General features: G+C 72.5%; 17 protein-coding genes. 10 read left to right on the top strand and 7 right to left on the bottom strand.

Annotation, left to right across the window (positions count from 1 at the left end; all coding sequences use genetic code 11):
* Window positions 1-49: 49 nt before the first annotated feature.
* Window positions 50-682, top strand: coding sequence for a uracil phosphoribosyltransferase (upp, locus tag ACSNN8_RS09085; RefSeq protein WP_436648199.1), 633 nt, complete (start codon window positions 50-52; stop codon window positions 680-682).
* Here upp and ACSNN8_RS09080 read toward each other — a convergent pair.
* Window positions 679-1164 (bottom strand): NUDIX hydrolase, encoded by a 486-nt coding sequence (locus ACSNN8_RS09080; RefSeq protein ID WP_436648198.1) that lies wholly within the window; start codon window positions 1162-1164, stop codon window positions 679-681. The two genes, upp and ACSNN8_RS09080, sit on opposite strands and share 4 nt — an antisense overlap.
* A gap of 88 nt (window positions 1165-1252) precedes the next feature.
* On the opposite strand from ACSNN8_RS09080, the gene ACSNN8_RS09075 reads away from it, so the two are divergent.
* Window positions 1253-1936, top strand: a complete 684-nt coding sequence (locus ACSNN8_RS09075; RefSeq protein ID WP_436648197.1) for a GOLPH3/VPS74 family protein — start codon at window positions 1253-1255, stop codon at window positions 1934-1936.
* Here the strand turns inward: ACSNN8_RS09075 and ACSNN8_RS09070 are convergent.
* Both ACSNN8_RS09070 and ACSNN8_RS09065 read right to left on the bottom strand, forming a co-directional pair.
* Entirely contained in the window at window positions 1933-3567 is a 1635-nt protein-coding gene (locus ACSNN8_RS09070) for a phospho-sugar mutase (RefSeq protein WP_436648196.1), read from the bottom strand. The genes ACSNN8_RS09075 and ACSNN8_RS09070 overlap by 4 nt on opposite strands.
* 27 nt (window positions 3568-3594) lie before the next feature.
* Window positions 3595-5481, bottom strand: a complete 1887-nt coding sequence (locus tag ACSNN8_RS09065; RefSeq protein ID WP_436648195.1) for a protein kinase domain-containing protein — start codon at window positions 5479-5481, stop codon at window positions 3595-3597.
* A gap of 205 nt (window positions 5482-5686) precedes the next feature.
* On the opposite strand from ACSNN8_RS09065, the gene ACSNN8_RS09060 reads away from it, so the two are divergent.
* A complete protein-coding gene (locus ACSNN8_RS09060; protein ID WP_436648194.1) occupies window positions 5687-7252 on the top strand; it encodes an acyl-CoA mutase large subunit family protein in 1566 nt (521 codons plus the stop codon).
* Between the two features lie 118 nt (window positions 7253-7370).
* Window positions 7371-8627, top strand: a complete 1257-nt coding sequence (locus ACSNN8_RS09055) for an amidohydrolase (RefSeq protein WP_436648193.1) — start codon at window positions 7371-7373, stop codon at window positions 8625-8627.
* On the opposite strand, the gene ACSNN8_RS09050 is transcribed toward ACSNN8_RS09055, so the two are convergent.
* Window positions 8624-9490, bottom strand: a complete 867-nt coding sequence (locus ACSNN8_RS09050; RefSeq protein WP_436648192.1) for a DUF4349 domain-containing protein — start codon at window positions 9488-9490, stop codon at window positions 8624-8626. The two genes, ACSNN8_RS09055 and ACSNN8_RS09050, sit on opposite strands and share 4 nt — an antisense overlap.
* 95 nt (window positions 9491-9585) lie before the next feature.
* Here ACSNN8_RS09050 and ACSNN8_RS09045 point away from each other — a divergent pair, with 95 nt between their 5' ends.
* The 4 genes from ACSNN8_RS09045 to ACSNN8_RS09030 all read left to right on the top strand — a co-directional run bounded on the left by ACSNN8_RS09045 (window position 9586) and on the right by ACSNN8_RS09030 (window position 12945).
* Window positions 9586-10221, top strand: coding sequence for an MBL fold metallo-hydrolase (locus tag ACSNN8_RS09045; RefSeq protein WP_436648191.1), 636 nt, complete (start codon window positions 9586-9588; stop codon window positions 10219-10221).
* Window position 10222: 1 nt separating this feature from the next.
* On the top strand, window positions 10223-11146 hold the full coding sequence (locus ACSNN8_RS09040) for a hypothetical protein (RefSeq protein WP_436648190.1): 924 nt from the start codon (window positions 10223-10225) through the stop codon (window positions 11144-11146).
* A gap of 78 nt (window positions 11147-11224) precedes the next feature.
* The gene (locus tag ACSNN8_RS09035) at window positions 11225-11962 is read left to right on the top strand and encodes an SCO6745 family protein (RefSeq protein ID WP_436648189.1); all 738 of its coding nucleotides are present in this window, start codon (window positions 11225-11227) and stop codon (window positions 11960-11962) included.
* 41 nt (window positions 11963-12003) lie between these two features.
* Window positions 12004-12945, top strand: coding sequence for a GNAT family N-acetyltransferase (locus ACSNN8_RS09030; protein ID WP_436648188.1), 942 nt, complete (start codon window positions 12004-12006; stop codon window positions 12943-12945).
* Here the strand turns inward: ACSNN8_RS09030 and ACSNN8_RS09025 are convergent.
* On the bottom strand, window positions 12942-13403 hold the full coding sequence (locus ACSNN8_RS09025) for a gamma-glutamylcyclotransferase (RefSeq protein ID WP_436648187.1): 462 nt from the start codon (window positions 13401-13403) through the stop codon (window positions 12942-12944). The two genes, ACSNN8_RS09030 and ACSNN8_RS09025, sit on opposite strands and share 4 nt — an antisense overlap.
* Window positions 13404-13489: 86 nt before the next feature.
* Between ACSNN8_RS09025 and ACSNN8_RS09020 the strand changes: the two genes are divergently transcribed.
* Window positions 13490-14890: an NAD(P)H-quinone dehydrogenase gene (locus ACSNN8_RS09020; RefSeq protein WP_436648186.1), complete on the top strand. Its 1401-nt coding sequence runs from the start codon at window positions 13490-13492 to the stop codon at window positions 14888-14890.
* Here the strand turns inward: ACSNN8_RS09020 and ACSNN8_RS09015 are convergent.
* On the bottom strand, window positions 14820-15725 hold the full coding sequence (locus ACSNN8_RS09015; protein WP_436648185.1) for a DedA family protein: 906 nt from the start codon (window positions 15723-15725) through the stop codon (window positions 14820-14822). The two genes, ACSNN8_RS09020 and ACSNN8_RS09015, sit on opposite strands and share 71 nt — an antisense overlap.
* Window positions 15726-16132: 407 nt before the next feature.
* Here ACSNN8_RS09015 and ACSNN8_RS09010 point away from each other — a divergent pair, with 407 nt between their 5' ends.
* Complete coding sequence (locus ACSNN8_RS09010; protein ID WP_436648184.1) at window positions 16133-16675, top strand: GNAT family N-acetyltransferase; 543 nt, start codon at window positions 16133-16135, stop codon at window positions 16673-16675.
* Here the strand turns inward: ACSNN8_RS09010 and ACSNN8_RS09005 are convergent.
* Complete coding sequence (locus tag ACSNN8_RS09005) at window positions 16661-17368, bottom strand: TetR/AcrR family transcriptional regulator (protein WP_436648183.1); 708 nt, start codon at window positions 17366-17368, stop codon at window positions 16661-16663. The genes ACSNN8_RS09010 and ACSNN8_RS09005 overlap by 15 nt on opposite strands.
* Window positions 17369-17376 lie beyond the last annotated feature (8 nt).

Here is a 17376-nt window from a genome sequence, read left to right as displayed (position 1 = left end):
CTACGCGGGCCCCCGACAGTTGATCTTGAATGACCGGTAGGTTGTCGGCGTGGACGTACTCGTCGTAGATCACCCGCTCGCTCAGACCAGGCTGACCGCCATGCGGAACGCGGACACCGACTCCGGTGTGTTCCGGGCGTCGCTGCACGAGCTGACCACGATGGTGGTCTACGAGGCGGCCCGCTCGTTCGCCACCGAGCGCTACCCGATCACCACGCCCGTGGCGCCCACCGAGGGCATCCGGCTGGCCAACCCGCCGCTGATCGTGCCGGTGTTGCGCGCCGGGCTCGGCATGGCCGACTCGGCGCTGGCGCTGCTGCCGGAGTCGTCGATGGGCTTCGTCGGCCTGGCGCGCGACGAGCACACGTACGAGCCCCGGGCCTACATGGAGTCGCTGCCCGGCGACCTCTCCGGCCGCCCGGTGCTGGTGCTCGACCCGATGCTGGCCACCGGCGGCTCGCTGCTGCACTGCTGCAAGCTGCTGGTCGACCGCGGCTGCACCGACGTCATCGTCTGCTGCGTGCTGGCCGCGCCCGAGGGCATCCGCCGCCTCGAGCGGTCCGAGCTCCCGCTGCGCCTGGTCACCGCGTCGATCGACGAGGGCCTGAACGAGAAGAAGTACATCGTCCCCGGCCTCGGCGACGCCGGCGACCGCCAGTTCGGCGGCATGCGCAGGTTCTAGAGGGTGTAGGACCAGCTCAGCGCCTTGCCGTCGGCGAAGGGCATGACGCCGTGGAAGGCGGTGGGGGAGTCGGCGAAGACCAGCGGCAGGAAGTGGCGGTCGGACTCCCACATGGGGACCCGGCCGGCCAGCACGTCGGCCACCGGCACCCAGTGCAGGCTGCCCTCGTCGTTGCCGGCCGGCGGGGTGCCGGTCCAGGCCGGGATGCGGAACAGGAAGCCGAACCAGTTCGCTCCGCCGCGGCCGAAACCGGGCCACGAGACCGTGCCGGCCAGGTCGACGGCCGTGCACTCGAGGCCGGCCTCCTCGCGGATCTCGCGCCGCAGGCCGCTCACCACGTCCTCGTCCGGCTCCAGCTTGCCGCCGAGCCCGTTGTACTTGCCGTAGTGCAGGTCGTCCGGCCGGGTGTCGCGGCGGACCATCAGCACCTCCCGGCGGTCCGGGGACAGCACGTAACCGAGGGTCGCGATGATCGCCTGCACGGCAGCGACTTTAGGCCAACGGCTACAACCGGGATATAACCGACCTGGGCATCTGCTTGCGTGACTGGGGACACTATCGTTTCGATCCATGACCTCCATGCCTCTCGCCGAGGAACTGCTCCTCCTCGCGTACGACGACCAGACCGGCAAGGCGACCGGTTCCCGCATCGGGCTGGACCTCGGCATGGCCGCGGCCGTGCTGGTCGACCTCGCGCTGGCGGGGCGCATCGCGTACGTCGACGGGTACCTCAAGGTCATCGACCCCGCCCCGATCGGTGACGCCATCGCCGACGCCGTGCTGGCCAAGGCCGCCGACGACGAGCCGCACACGCCGGCCCAGTGGCTGCAGCGCCTGCGGCACCGCCTGCGCACCCGGGTCCTGGAGGACCTGGTGGCCCGCGGCATCGTCACGGACGTGGACGAGACCCAGATGGGCGTCATCCACGTGCACCGCTACCCGACCACCGACCCCGCCTTCGAGGCCGACATCCGCCGCCGGCTCGCCGACGCGCTGACCAGCGGCGGCCTCTGCGACGAGCGGACGGCCGCGCTGGCGACGCTGCTGGTCTCCTGCCGAATGGAGCCCGCGCTGCGGCTGCCGGCCGAGGAGGTCGCCAAGGCGCACGAGCGGCTGGAGCAGATCGCGTCGGGAGCCGGGTTCGTGGCGGGCGCGAACCTGGAGGACTCGATCGTCCGGCCCAGCGTGGCGCTGGTCGTCGCCACGCTGAGCAAGGCCATCCAGGCCGCCCTCGGCACGCCCAAGCCGGCCTAGACGCCGAGCGCCGCGGCGATCTCGCGGCGCAGCCCGGTCAGGCCGTCGCCCGCGCGCGTGCGGGCGGCGGCCAGGTCACCGTCGGCGACGGGCTCGACCACCTCGAGGTACGCCTTGAGCTTCGGCTCGGTGCCCGAGGGCCGGATCACCGCGCGCGCCGTCGCGGTGCGGAACGTCAGCACGTTGTTGGCCTCGTCGTCGGTCACGCCCGCCGGCAGGCCGAGCAGCGTGGCCGGCGGCGCCTGCCGGGCCCGGGTCATCGCCGCGCCGATCTCGGCCAGGTCGTCGACCCGCACCGAGAGCTGGTCGGTGGCGTGCACCCCGAACTCGGCCGCCAGCTCGTCGAGCCGGTCGGCGAGCGTCCTGCCCTCGGCCTTGAGCGCCGCCGCGAGCTCCGCCACGGTCAGCGCGGCGGTGATGCCGTCCTTGTCGCGCACCATCCCCGGCGCCACGCAGTAGCCGAGCGCCTCCTCGTAGCCGTACGCCAGCTCCTCCGCGGCCCGCACGATCCACTTGAACCCGGTCAGCGTCTCGGCGTGGGGCACCCCGCGGGCCGCGCACAGCCGGCCCAGCAGCTGCGACGACACGATCGTGGTCGCGTACGTCCCCCGGACGCCCCGCCTGATCAGGTGATCGCCGAGCAGCGCCCCCAGCTCGTCGCCGCGCAGCGCCCGCCACCCGCCGTCGGCCGCCGGGATCGCCACCGCGCACCGGTCGGCGTCCGGGTCGTTCGCGATCGCCAGGTCCGCGTTCGTGGCGGAGGCGAGCGCGAGCAGCAGGTCCATCGCCCCCGGCTCCTCCGGGTTGGGGAACGCGACCGTCGGGAACTCGGGGTCGGGCGCGGCCTGCTCGGTCACCACGGCCGGAGCCGGGAACCCGGCGGCGTCGAACGCGGCGAGCAGCGTCGCCCCGCCCACCCCGTGCATCGGCGTGTACGCCACGGCCAGGTCGCGCGGGCCACCCTCGGCGAGCACCGCCGCGGCGCTCCGGGCGTACGCCTCGATGACCTTGCTGTCGACGGGCGTGCCCGGCGAGCCCAGCGCAACGTCGGCGATCGGACCGACGGCCCGGATCGCCGCCTCGATGCCCGCGTCGGCCGGCGGCACGATCTGCGCGCCGTCGCCGCCCGGCCCGCCCAGCTCGCGGCCCAGATAGACCTTGTAGCCGTTGTCCTGCGGCGGGTTGTGGCTGGCGGTGACCATCACGCCCGCGACGGCGTCGAGCGCGCGCACCGCGTACGCCAGCACGGGGGTCGGCTGGAGCCCCGGCATGATCAGCGCCTCGCGGCCCGCGCCGGTCGCGACCCGGGCGGTCTGCTCGGCGAACTCCCGGGAGCCGTGCCGGGCGTCGTACCCGATGACCAGCGGGCCCTTGCCGCCCTGCTCGGCCAGCCAGGCGACCAGGCCGGCCGCGGCGCGGGTGACGACCGCGAGGTTCATGCCGTTGGGTCCGGCGCGCAGCCGCCCGCGCAGCCCGGCGGTGCCGAAGGTCAGCGGGCCGGCGAACCGGTCGCGCAGCTCGTCCTCGGTGCCGGGCAGGCCGGCGATCAACCGGCTCAGCTCGGCACGGGAGGCCGGGTCGGGGTCGTCCGCGAGCCAGGACTCGGCAAGCAAACGGTAGTCAGGCGCCATCAGGGATTGATAGCACGCCGGGAAAGGTCAGGAGGCCTGGAGGGCGTACGACTTGATCATCTGGTCGAAGATGGGCTTGCTGCCGGCGAACTGCGACTCGTTGGTGGTCAGGTAGAACGAGTACGCCTTGCCGCCCGCGATGACCGCTCCCCAGAGCCCGTGGCGCCCCTGGTCGCCGGTGCCGCACGTGTACTCGAGCACCGCGCCGTCCCGGCCGGCGATCTTCGTGTCGGTGAGGTCCACCTGCGCGTACGGTTTGGGGCAGTTGGTCGAGCGGGTCTTGAGCCCGTTCTCGGCGACGCCCAGGAACGACTGCGGGGTGGCCCGCGAGGAGGCGTCCTCGACCAGGATCCGCACCTTGCGCTTGGCGTCGTTGGGGTCCACGTAGTCGACCCAGTTGCCGCCGGACTTGCGGCTCCACGCCTTGGGCACCAGCACGGTGACGCCGCGGCCGTTGTACTGCTGGGTGGCGAAGGCGGCAGGCTTGGCCGCGTCTGCCGTCGGCGCCGCGACCGGTGCTCCGGTGTCGTCGCCGTTCGAGCCCACCAGCGAGAAGACCACGATCAGCAGGACCACCACGGCGAGCGCGCCGCCGCCGGCGATGAGCTGCTGCTTGCGCGGCCAGCCCTGCACGGTGGTGACCGCCTTGCCGGTGGCCCGCTTGGCGCCGGCGACGGCCTTGGCGAGCGCGGCCCTGGGCCCGGAGGCCGCGCCGGACGCCGGGGCGCCGTTCCACGCCGGGCGCGGCGGGAGCAGGCTGGTCGGGTCGCCGCCGGGCGCGGGCATCTGGCCGGTCGGGGCGGGGTCGGCCGCGCGCCGGCTCTTCGGCGCGGCGGCGGGCGCGGCGGCGGGCGCGCCGCCCTGCTGCAGCTTGGCGAGGTGGTCGGTGAGCGAGTCGCCGGGCGCGAGCATGGCCCGGCCGCCGATCTGGCCCGTCGGCGCGGGCGGGATCGGCTGGGTCTCGACCGGCGCCGCGGGCGGGCGCTGCGCGGGGACCACCGAGTAGGGGTCGGTCATCATGTGCGGCGGGCTCTTGCTGGCCAGCGGGCCGGCGAGCTGCTGCCGCAGCATGGTGCGCGCGGTCTGCACGTCCATCCGGCGGGCCGGGTCCTTCTCGAGCAGGCCCATCAGCACCGGGGTGAGCGACCCGGCCCGTACGGCGGGGGTCGGCGGGTCCTCGACGACGGCGTGCATGGTCTCGATCGGGTCGCCCTTGTCGAACGGGGGACGGCCCTCGACCGCGGTGTAGAGCGTGACGCCCAGCGAGAACAGGTCGCTCGGCGGGCCGAACTCGTTGCCCATGGCCCGCTCGGGCGAGATGAAGTGCGGCGAGCCCAGCACCATGCCGGGCGTGGTGAGCTGCACGTCGGTGGGCATGCGCGCGACGCCGAAGTCGGTCAGCACGCAGCGGCCGTCACCGCAGATCAGCACGTTGGCCGGCTTGACGTCGCGGTGCAGCACGCCGTGCGCGTGCGCGACCTCGAGCGCGCCGAGCAGCGCGATGCCGATCTTGGCCACCACGCGCGGCGGGACCGGCCCGTCCTCGATCACCATGTCGGCGAGGCTGCGCGCGTCGAGCAGCTCCATCACGATCCACGGCCGACCGTTCTCGTGCACGACGTCGTAGACCTGCACCACGGCCGGGTGCTGCAGCGCGGCGGCGGCGCGCGCCTCGCGCATCGTGCGCTCGTACATCGCGTCCCGGTCGCTGGGCGCGAGCCCGGGTGGGAGGATGACCTCTTTGATCGCCACGTCGCGGCGCAGCAGCGTGTCGGCGGCACGCCAGACCGTGCCCATACCGCCGTGGCCCACCGCGGCACGCAACGTGTAGCGCCCGCCGATGAGCGTGCCCGGGGCTGCGCGTCCGCTGGCCGGAGCGTCGTTGCCGCCGCTCCACGTCGGAATCTGAGTCACTGAGGATGCCACCGAAGGGTGTAGGGGCCGTCGGGAGGAACCCCGCTATCTTGCCGTCTCCCCACCCCGATTTGAAAGTCGCGGGCCTCGTGTTCCGGCGAACTCGACCGTAGGTGACCGCCGAATCGCATTGTGTCGACGGATTCGGACGCTGAGTGCCAAAGTCCTCACGCTCGCGGATTGAACGAGGGTTTAGGATCGCCCTGTGAACGCGGAGTCGGGTTTCGAGATCAAGCCGGTGTACGGCCCGGACGACGTCGCTCCGGACGCCGCGATCGGTGAGCCGGGCGCATTCCCGTACACCCGCGGTGTCTATCCGACGATGTATACGAAACGTCCCTGGACGATGCGGCAATACGCCGGTTTCGGCACGGCGGCCGAGTCCAATGCGCGCTATCACCAGCTGCTGGCGGCGGGCACGATGGGCCTGTCGGTGGCGTTCGACCTGCCGACCCAGATGGGCTACGACTCCGACGACCCGATCGCGCACGGCGAGGTCGGCAAGGTGGGCGTGGCGATCGACTCGATCGACGACATGCGTCAGCTGTTCGACGGCATCCCGCTCGACCGCGTCTCCACCTCGATGACGATCAACGCGCCCGGCTCGGTGCTGCTGCTGCTCTACCAGCTGGTCGCCGAGGAGCAGGGCGTGCCCGGCTCGGCGCTGCAGGGCACGATCCAGAACGACATCCTCAAGGAGTACATCGCCCGGGGGACGTACATCTTCCCGCCGAAGCCGTCGCTGCGGCTGGTCGCCGACACGTTCGCCTACTGCCGCGCCGAGATCCCCAAGTGGAACACCATCTCGATCTCGGGCTACCACATGGCGGAGGCCGGGGCGTCACCCGCGCAGGAGATCGCGTTCACGCTGGCCAACGGCATGGAGTACGTACGGGCGGCGCTCGCGGCGGGGCTGGCCGTCGACGACTTCGCGCCCCGGCTGTCGTTCTTCTTCGTGGCGCGCACGACGCTGCTCGAGGAGATCGCGAAGTTCCGCGCGGCCCGTCGCATGTGGGCGCGGATCATGCGCGACGAGTTCGGCGCCCGCGATCCCAAGTCGCTGATGCTGCGCTTCCACACACAGACCGCCGGCGTGCAGCTCACCGCCCAGCAGCCCGAGGTCAACCTGGTGCGGGTCGCGATCCAGGCGCTCGGCGCGGTGGCCGGTGGCACGCAGTCGCTGCACACCAACGCGTACGACGAGGCGCTCGCGCTGCCCACCGAGAAATCGGCGCGCCTGGCCCTGCGTACCCAGCAGGTCCTCGCGTACGAGTCGGGGCTGACCGGCACCGTGGACCCGTTCGCCGGGTCGTACGCGATCGAGGCGATGACCGACGAGATCGAGCGGCAGGCCACCGAGCTCATCGAGCGGGTCTTCGCCCACGGGTCGGCCGTCGAGGCGATCGAGCAGGGCTTCCAGAAGCAGGAGATCGAGACCTCGGCCTACCGGATCGCCAACGAGATCGACAACGGCGAGCGGGTCGTGGTCGGGGTCAACCGGTTCGCGGCCGAGTCGGAGGAGCGCTACGAGCCGCTGCGCGTCGACCCCGCGATCGAGGCCGCCCAGGTGGCCCGGCTGGCGCGGCTGCGGTCCGAGCGCGACGGCGCGGCGGTCGAATCGGCGCTGGCGGATTTGGCGAAGGCCGCCGGTGGCAGCGACAACGTCCTACCGTTGATGAAAGAGGCGTTGCGTCTTCGTGCCACCGTGGGCGAGGTCTGCCACACCTTGCGCGGGGTGTGGGGCGTTTACCATCCGGTCGAGCGCTTCTGATTTCGTGACAGTGCGTTATCCACAGCACACACCAATGGCGTACGCGGCGTTACGAAAAACGGTCTAAGCTGTCGCGCGTCCTGGTAAAGCCGACAAACTCCAAGATACGGAAGCCGACGTGACTACTACTCTGACGGAGCCCGAAGGGGACCGGAAGGAGTGGCCCGGGCCGTTGCCCGGCGCCGAGCCCCTGCCCGGCCAGCTCGACCGCTGGCTCGCCGCCCACGGCGAGGAGCTCGTAGCGATTCGGCGCCACATTCACGCCCACCCCGAGCCGTCCTACCGCGAGTTCGAGACGGCCGCCCTGGTCGCCCGCGAGCTGACCGTCGCGGGCCTCTCGCCGCGCGTGCTGCCCGACGGCAACGCGGTCATCTGCGACATCGGCGAGGGCGACCGGGTGATCGCGTTCCGCGCCGACCTCGACGCGCTGCCGCTGCAGGACCTCAAGGACGTGCCCTACCGCTCCACGGTGCCGAACGTCGCGCACGCCTGCGGCCACGACGTGCACACCACCGTGCTGCTCGGTCTGGGCCTGGCCCTGCAGCAGCTCGCCGAGCAGGGCGAGCTGCCCGGCCGGGTGCGGCTGATCTTCCAGTGCGCCGAGGAGACGGTGCCCTCCGGCGCCCCCAAGCTGATCGCCGCGGGCGCCCTCAAGGACGTCGTCGCCATCTTCGCCCTGCACTGCTACCCGCAGCTGCCCGCGGGCCTGGTCGGGGTGCGCTCCGGCCCGTTCACCGCGGCGGCCGACACGGTCGACGTCAAGCTGACCGGCCCCGGCGGGCACACCGCCCGGCCGCACCTGACCGCCGACCTGGTCTACGCGCTGAGCAAGGTCGTCGTCGACGTGCCCGCGCTGCTGGGCCGCCGCGTCGACCCGCGCGCCGGCCTGTCGATGGTGTGGGGCGCGGTGCAGGCCGGTGAGGCGTTCAACGCGATTCCCGGCGAGGGCCTCGCCCGCGGCACCGTGCGCATTCTCAACCGCGAGGCCTGGCGGCAGGCGCCCGAGCTGGTCACCCAGCTCATCAAGGACGTGGTCGCGCCGACCGGGGCGCACGTCGAGGTCGGCTATCATCGCGGGGTCCCGCCGGTCACCAACGACCGGATGGCCGCCGCGATCATCGCGGGCGCGGCGGGCGCGGCGCTCGGCCCCGAGCGGGTCGTCGAGGCCGAGCTCAGCATGGGCGGCGAGGACTTCTCGTTCTATCTCGACCACGTGCCCGGCGCGATGATCCGGCTGGGCACCGGCACGCCGGGCTCGGACGAGAAACACGACCTGCACCAGGGCGACTTCGATGTGGACGAGAACTGCATCGGCTACGGCGTGCGGGTCATGGTCCACACCGCGCTGGCCGCCCTGTCGACGGGCGCCTTCTAGGGCTGCTGCGCCGGACGGCGGCGGCGGGTGAGCCGCCGTACGGCATAGAAGATCCCCCACGCCGGCAGGCCCAAGGCGATCAGCCAGGGCAGCAGCGCGCCCAGCACGGTCAGCAGCACCCGCAGCGAGGCGAGCAGCGCGTCCCAGCCGGCGCCCAGCCCACCCAGGAAACCGGCCGGGTCGTCGCCGCCGGCCGCCTCGGCCTGCGGGTCGAGCAGGGTGACCGTGATCGTCGACAGCGCGGTGAGGTCGGCCAGGTGGCGCTTCTTGGCCTGCAGCGACGCCAGGTCGGCCTCGCGGGTCGCCACCTCGCGTTCGAGCATCACCAGGTCGTTGAGGGACTTCGCCTGGGCCAGCAGCTTGCGGCCGCTGTCGACGCGGGCCTGCTGCACGGTGATCCGGGCGTCCAGGTCGACGGTCTGGTCGGTGACGTCCTCGGTGCTGATCTGACGCTGTTCCTCGGTGCCCAGCTCGGACAGCTGGTCGACGACCGAGGCGAACTTGTCGGCCGGGACGCGCAGCTCCATCGTGGCGGTGGCGTCGCCGTTGCCGCTGCTGCGGTTGTCGCCGCTCACGAAGCCGCCCGCGGTCTTCGCGAGGCCGGTGGCCTGCCCGGCGGCGGCGTCCACGTTCTCCACCCGTACGGTGACCGTGCCGCGGTAGATGATCGAGCGCTGGTCCACCTTGAGGTCCGGCGCCTGGGCCGGGGTGTCCTTGCCCTCAGCGGCCTGGGCCTGCAATTGATCGGCGGCGGGGGCCGCTGCGGAGGTCGCCTGCGAGTCGTCCGACGAGTCGGCGCTGCACCCCGCCAGCAGGACGCCGGCGACGAGTGCGGTGCCCAGCAGATATGTGGTTCGGTTCATAGTCGCGCGCATGCCCCCTGGGACGTGCGGCGGACGTTCGCCGGTTCCGGCAGACTGCGAGGTGAGCGGTCACGAATCAGCGGCGGAGGGGTCCCGTGCAGATCACGAAGTACACGCATTCCTGTCTGCGGGTCGAGGGCGCCGGCGTGCTCGTCGTCGATCCGGGCGCGTTCAGCGAGCGGTCCGCGCTCGACGGCGCCGACGCGGTGCTGGTGACCCACGAGCACATCGACCACCTCGACCCCGAGGCTCTGGCCGAGGCGGTGGCGAAGCGGCCCGGCCTGCGGCTGTTCGCCCACGCCGACGTGCTGGCCCAGCACCCCCGGTTCGCGCAGGCGGCGACCGCGGTCGAGCCGGGTGGCGAGTTCGAGGCCGCGGGCTACCGGGTGCGGGTGTACGGCGGACAGCACGCGGTGATCCACCCGGACATCCCGCGCATCGCGAACGTGGGCTTCCTGATCGCCGACGAGCACACGAACCTGTACCACCCCGGGGACTCGTTCACCGTGCCGGAGGACACGACGGTGGACACGCTGTTCGCGCCGTTGAATGCTCCGTGGATGAAGCTCTCCGAATCGATCGACTTCGTCCGGGCGGTCAAGCCGGGGCGGGCGTACGCGTTGCACGACGCGCTGCTGACGGCGACCGGCGCCGGCATCTCCGACGGACATCTCGAACGCCTCGGCGGCACCGCGTACGCGCACGTCGCGCCGGGCACTACCATCGCCTGACGTGCCCAGCGCCACCGACGACCTCATCCAGCGGCTGTACGAGTCCCCGCCGGACGGCTTCGTCGCGGCCCGCACGGCCGCGATCGCCGACGCGCGCAAGGCCGGCGACCGCGCCACCGCCAAGCGGCTCGCCGCGCTCAAGAAGCCGACCGTGGCCGCATGGGTGGTCAACCTGCTCGCGCTGCGCCGGCCCGAGCTGATCGAGGAGCTGGTCGAGCTCTCCACGTCGCTGCGCGAGGCCCAGCGCGGCCTCGACGGCACGGCGCTGCGCGAGCTGACCAACCAGCGCCGCCAGGTCGTCTCGGCGCTGGTCGCGGCCGCGGGCAAGCTGGCCCGCGCCGAGGAGCCGTCGATCAAGCTGCCGCTGGGTGAGGTCGAGGCGACGCTGACCGCCGCGCTGGCCGAGCCCGAGATCGCCGCCCAGGTGCGCACCGGGCGGCTGATCCGCAGCGCCACGTACGCCGGCTTCGGCGAGGTGCCGCGGCCCCGGCTGCGGCTGGTCACCGACGAGGCCGCCCCGGACGGCGAGGACGACGACGAGCTCGAGGACGACGAGGGCGGGGAGGTCGTCGAGTTCCCGCAGCAGTCGGCCCGCGAGCGCGCGGCGGCCGAGCGCCGGCGGCGGGAGTTCGAGCAGCGCCGGCGCGAGCTGCGCCGCGAGCTGAGCGCCGCGCAGGCCGCCGAGCGCCGCGCCGACGAGCAGCTGGAACGCGCGGAGAAGGCGGAACGTGACGCGGGTCACCTGGTGGAGGATCTGGACGCCGAACTGGCCGAGCTGGAGCGCCGCCGGACCGAGGCACAGGCCGACGTGGCCCGCCGCAAGCAGGCGCGCCGCCTCGCGGAACGGGAGACCGCGGCGGCCCGCCGCCAGGTCGGCGACGTGCAGGCGGCCCTCGAGGACCTCGAGGCCGACGAGCCGGATTGATCTTCTTCAGCACGGTCGCCCGGTGCGGAACGGGAAGGTAGTTTTCCGAATCCGGTCAAGGAGAGCAGAATCGGGCGGGTGACACCCGAACAGGCTGCCGCCAACGCCAAGACGGGACTCGCGACGATCGTGGGCGCCTTTGCCGAGTCGCCCCAGACGCTGCGCCGTGCCCGCCTGCTGGGCCTGTCCGGCTGGGCCTACCACGTCTCGGCCCGCGCGGGCGCGCTCGGCGACGTCCGCCCCGAGACCGTCGCCGCCTCGATCGGCCTCATCGCGCCCGAAGCCGTGATCGAGGGCTGGGAGGCCACGGCCAAGGCCTCCGCGCCGATGGAGGTGGCCACCTGGCACCTCCACGAGCTGTGCACGTGGGGCGCCGAGCAGCTCGGCGGCTTCCCCCGGCTGGCCCGGCTGCACGAGCTGACCCGGCGGGTGGTGGCCGCGATCGACTACGCGGGGCTGCCGCTGTTCGCCGCGTGGCGGGCGATGCCGGTGCCGGACCAGTCGCCGGGTGCGCAGGCCGCGGTGCTGCTGCACCTGCTGCACGAGCACCGTCTGGGCGTACAGCTGGTGGCGGTGCGGGCCAGCGGGCTGAGCCCGTTGCAGGCCATCATCGCGGGCCCCGAGGGGGAGACCGGCGCGGTGGCGTTCGGCTGGCAGCCGCCCTATCCGCCGGCGGGCCCGATCGTCCGGCGGCTCATGTGGGCCGAGTCCGTGGCCGACGCGATGGCGGGTCAGGCGTACGCGGCCCTCGACCTCGGCGAACGGGTCGAGCTCATCGGCCTGCTCCAGTCGCTGCGCCACCGCCTCGCCGGGTAAAGGGGTCGCCCGCGACGGCCCAGCCGTGATCCCATGCGCGGGTGACCGATCTTCCCGACGGCTGGACCCTGCGCCGGCCGACCCTCGACGACGTGCCGGCGATCCTCGAGCTCGCGCACGCCAGCGACATCGCCGCTCTCGGCTATCCCGACTTCAACGCCGACGAGGTGCGCGAGGCGCTCACCGAAGCCAACACCGACATGGCCCGCGACTGCTGGGTGGCGCTCGACGCCGGCGGCCGCATCGTCGGATGGGCCTACCCCGGCAACCCGGCCGGGGAGAACCGTGACTTCATCGAGGTGTACGTCTGGCCCGGCGACGGGCTGCCGGCCATGCGCCCGCTGCTCGAGCTGATGCTGGCCCGGGTGGCCGAGCGCAAGGTCGAGTTCGGGCACGACACGTACGAGGTCCGCGCCGGCGCGGTGCCGAGCGAGACCGCGTACATCGAGCTGCTGGCCGAGCACGGGTTCGCCTTCCTCAAGCAGCACGCCCGCATGCAGATGCCGCTCGACGGGGTCTCGTCCACGCCGCCCGAGCCGCCCGCGGGCGTGACCATCCGCGCGGTGCGGCCGGACGACGAGGACGACATGCGCGCGTTCCACGGCGTCGTCGAGCAGGCCTTCCGCGACTCCGACCACCGCAGTGCCTCGTACGAGAACTGGCGCAAGCACGCCGACGGTGTCGACGAGTGGTTCGTCGCCGAGGTCGACGGCGTGGTCGCGGGCGCCCTCGAGTCCTCGTACGACGCCGACGAGGACACCGGCGAGGGCTGGGTCAAGCGGCTCGCGGTCCTGGGGGCGTACCGCAGACGGGGTCTCGGGGAGGCGCTGCTGCGCCGGGCCTTCGCCGCGTACGCCGCCAAGGGGCGCACGAAGGCCGGGCTCGGCGTGGACATGGCGAACCCCACGAGGGCCGCGCGGCTGTATCTCGCCGTCGGGATGAAGCCGCTCTACGAGGCCAACATCTATAAGAAGTGGATCTAGCCCTCGGGTGTCGACGTGCCGGTGGGGCGGCGGCGCAGCTCCTCGACGTAGTCGTCGGGGGCGCCCGCCTTCTCCGCGGCGTTGGCGATCTCGCTCAGGTACCACGCCGTGGGCAGGCCGCCCTCGTACCCGTCGAACACGTAGACCCACGCGCTGAACTCGCCCTCGAGGGTGGAGACACGCACGGTGAGCTTCTGATAAGTGCCCGCCGTCACACCCTCGACCTCGTCGAGCTGCGCCGCGTCCCACGGGTGCACGTCGTAGAGCGAGACGAAGACGCGGTCGCCCGGCGACTCGACGATCGTGGTGACCGCGCCCTCCCAGCCCAACTGCCCCTCACCGGCAAAGGTCAGGCGCCAGCCTTCTATCCACCCCACCCCGACCATGGGCGAGTGCGGACAGTAGGCCCGCATGCGGGCCGGATCCAGGTTTGAGCCATACGCGGCGTAATGACGCACGGCGATGACGATAGCCGGATCGGGCGGTGGTGGAGAATACAAGAGTGCGTGTCGGCACAACTGCCATGCGGGAAGGTTGGAGCGTCGTGAGTCGGATCGTGATCATCGGTGGGGGACCGGGCGGCTACGAGGCGGCGCTGGTCGCCGCGCAACTCGACGCGGACGTCACCCTCGTCGAGGCCGAGGGACCGGGCGGCGCCTGCGTGCTGACCGACTGCGTGCCCTCCAAGACGTTCATCGCCAGCTCCGAAGTCATGACCGGCTACCGGCACAACGACCGGTTCGGCATCCGCTCCTCGGGGCTGGAGGGCGTCACGGTCGACGCCAAGGCGGTCAACGAGCGGGTCAAGAAGCTCGCGCTCGCCCAGTCCGCCGACATCCACGCCAAGCTGATCAAGTCGGGCGTCGACGTGGTGCACGGCCGGGCCCGGCTCGGCGAGGACACGCTCGGCCACACCCACCAGGTGCTCATCACGCCGCACGACGGGGACACGTACGCGGTGGACGCGCACACCGTGCTGCTGGCCACCGGCGCCACCCCGCGCGTGCTGGCCACCGCCCGCCCCGACGGCGAGCGCATCCTCGACTGGCGCCAGCTCTACGACCTGCCCGAGCTGCCCAGCCACCTGATCGTCATCGGGTCCGGCGTGACCGGCGCCGAGTTCGCCAGCGCCTACCTGGCCATGGGGGTGCAGGTCACGCTCGTGTCCAGCCGTGAGCGGGTCATGCCGCACGAGGACGCGGACGCCGCCATGGCGATCGAGCGGGTGTTCCGCGAGCGGGGCATGACGATCCTCAGCCAGGCGCGCGGCAAGAGCGTCGAGAACACCGGATCGGGCGTACGGGTGACGCTCTCCGACGACCGGGTCGTCGAGGGCTCGCACGCGCTGATCGCGGTCGGCGCGGTGCCGAACACGGCTTCGCTCGGTCTCGAGGAGTACGGCGTTCAGGTCGGCGACGGCGGCTACGTGACCGTCGACCGGGTCTCCCGCACCAACGTGCCCGGCATCTACGCCGCCGGCGACTGCACCGGGGTGCTGCCGCTGGCCAGCGTCGCCGCCATGCAGGGGCGCATCGCCATCTGGCACGCGATGGGGGAGGCGGTCGCGCCGCTGCGGCTGCGCACCGTCTCGGCGAACGTCTTCACCGACCCGGAGCTGGCCACCGTCGGCGTCTCGCAGAACGAGGTGGACTCCGGCCGCACGCCGGCCCGTCAGGTGATGCTGCCGCTGACCGGCAACGCGCGGGCCAAGATGACCGACCTGCACGACGGCTTCGTGAAGCTGTTCTGCCGCCCCGCGACCGGTCAGATCGTGGGCGGCGTCGTGGTGGCGCCCAAGGCGAGCGAGCTGATCCTGCCGATCACGATGGCGATCGAGAACAACCTGACCGTGGACCAGCTGGCCCACACGATCACTATCTACCCGTCGTTGTCGGGGTCGATCGCGGAAGCGGCGCGTCAGCTGATGCTGCACGAACTGCAGTGACCTCGGCCTTCGCGTCGGCCGCGCCGGCCGCCGCGGCCAGGGCGACCTCGGGGGTGACGGCCTCGAGGGCGCCGAGCTCCTCGGCATCCGTGCCGCCGCTGCGCGCCTCGCTCTCGTAGCCGCCCTTGTCGCCGCCGCTGAATGCCGCGGGGCTCTTGCCGCCGCTGAACGCCGCGGCGGTCCTGCCGCCGGTGAGCTCCTCGGCCTCCTTGCGGCCGCCGAAGAGGGCGAGGATCCAGCCGGCGGTGCCGAAGACGACGGCGGCGGTGGCGGCGATCGCGAACAGCCGCCACGCGGACTGGGTGATCGCCGTGCCGCCGATGTGGCCGACCAGGCCGCCGTACGTGCCCCAGGCGAGCGCGGCCAGGCCGTCGTAGAGCACGAACAGCTTGACCGGGTAGCCGCGGCGGCCGGCGTGGAAGCCGGCCGCCATGCGCCCGCCCGGCACGAAGCGGCAGAGCAGCAGCACGAGCGGGCCGGGCCGGCGCAGGCCGCGGGTGAAGCGCGCGGCGGCCTGCTTGGTCCGCGAGATCTCCTTGGCTTCCTCGTCGTGCTTGGGGCCGTATTTCGCGCGCAGGGCGGCGAGCCGGCCCGAGCCGAGGTCACCGCTGGAGCGGCCGAGCACGAAGGCGATCGAGTCGCCGGTGAACATGCCGAGGGCGCCCACGAGGATCACCAGGGCAAGATCAAGATTTCCGTAGACAGTCAGTGCCCCGGATGTGATCATGATCGCCTGGATCGGGACCACCGGAATCATCGCGTCGACGGCGAGAAAACCGAAAAGAGCGAGGTACGCCCATGCCGGTGTTGCCATCATGGTCAACAGTTCGGTCATCGGTCATGCCACCTCGCGGCGTTTAGGGGCCCACGACAGTGTGCTGGCGTGTACCTGAGAATGTGCTGTGTTCAGCATGCTCCTGATCAGACGCGGTCGTCCGTGATGCCGAACACGGTATTGTCTCGATCTCCGTGGCGCTCGTCATTTTCGGCTCGCTGTCGCCATGCCGTCAGTCGCCGTCGTCACTTCACCGCCGTCCCGCCCCTGCTCAGCCGCCGTCCCGTCACCCCGTCGTGCCATCGTCTCCGCGGGGTGTGATACGTCCGATTCGTCCGTAAAGTTTCCGACGCGACGCCGCGGGCGTACCGTGAGGTTGCCGGAACGCCGGGTCCCCCGTTCTCGGTGAGCCGGCAGGTGGGCCGTCCGTAGGTCCCGTACGGGCGGCCCACCCCTAGGCTGTGCGGGTGCCCGCGCTCGTACCGCCCACAGTCGACGCTCACAAGTCCTTCCTCGCCGCCATGGACGAGTACGTGGCCGAGGGTCGCGGCGGGCCCGACGACTTCAGCAACATCGGCAACGACCTCCGCGCGCACGGCTCGAGGTGGGCCACTTCCGCCGGGTTCGAGCGTTTCGTCGCCTATCTGCTCGCGCAGCGCCTCGAGGAGACGCCCCGCCCGCCCGGCTTCGTGCCGACGACCGTGCTGTGGTGGCTCGACGGCGACGAATACCTGGGACGCCTGAACATCCGCCACCGGCTCGCCCCCGGTCGTGCCGGCGAGCGCAACGGTCACATCGGCTACGACGTACGGCCGTCGGCCCGTCGCAAGGGCCACGCCACCGCCATGCTCGCCGCCGCACGCCCGATCGCCGCGGCCGTGGGCCTGTCTCGGGTGCTGATCACTTGCGACGACGACAACGAGGCGTCCCGCCGCACGATCGAGCGCAACGGCGGCGTGCCCACCGACCGCCGCGACGAGAAGCTGCGGTTCTGGCTACCCACCACCTGACCGGGCCGCGGGGTCGAGCCGCCCGAAAAGCTCCCTGGCCAGCGCGATGGGGTCCTGGCCGGCCGCCGGGAAGGCCCCGCTGAGCCACAGCGTCGCGAACCCGTGCGCCATCGACCAGGCCGCCTGCCCCGTGATCCTGACGCCCTCGTCAGGCTCCCCGTCCATCCCGCCCAGCCCCTTACGCTCCCGGTCCGCCGTGCCCTGCTCCTCACGCTCCCGGTTCGCCGTGCCCTGCCCCTCACGCTCCCGGTTCGTCCCGCCCGGCTCGCCGCGCCTCCGGTCTGCCTCGGCCGGCGCGTCGCGGGCGCCCGTGTAGAGCACGTCCGCCGCCCTGGCCCGGGCCGCCACCAGCGCCGGGTCGTCCGGGTGGTAGAGCTCCGGCCGGTACATCACCTCGAAGTACGCCCGCCGGGTCACCGCGAACCGCACGTACGTGACCCCCTGCTCGAGGAAGCCGGCCGCCCGTGACGCCGCCAGCTCACCGGCCAGCTCGTCGAACCCCTGAGCCGCGAACGCCGTGAGCAGCCCCGCCTTGTCCCCGAAGTGATGGGTCGGCGCCGCATGCGACACCCCCGCCCGCCGGGCCAGGTCGCGCATGCTCAGCGCCCCGACGCCGTTCTCCTCGATCGCTGCCGCGGCCGCCGAGAGCAGCGCCCGCCGCAGATCTCCGTGGTGGTACGTCTGCCCGGCCATGCGCCCGA

It is taken from the genome of Actinoplanes sp. URMC 104 (genome assembly GCF_051386375.1).
GTDB lineage: Bacteria > Actinomycetota > Actinomycetes > Mycobacteriales > Micromonosporaceae > Actinoplanes.
The sequence above is the reverse complement of the archived record's forward strand: the minus strand, read 5'-3'. Positions and strand labels throughout refer to the sequence as shown.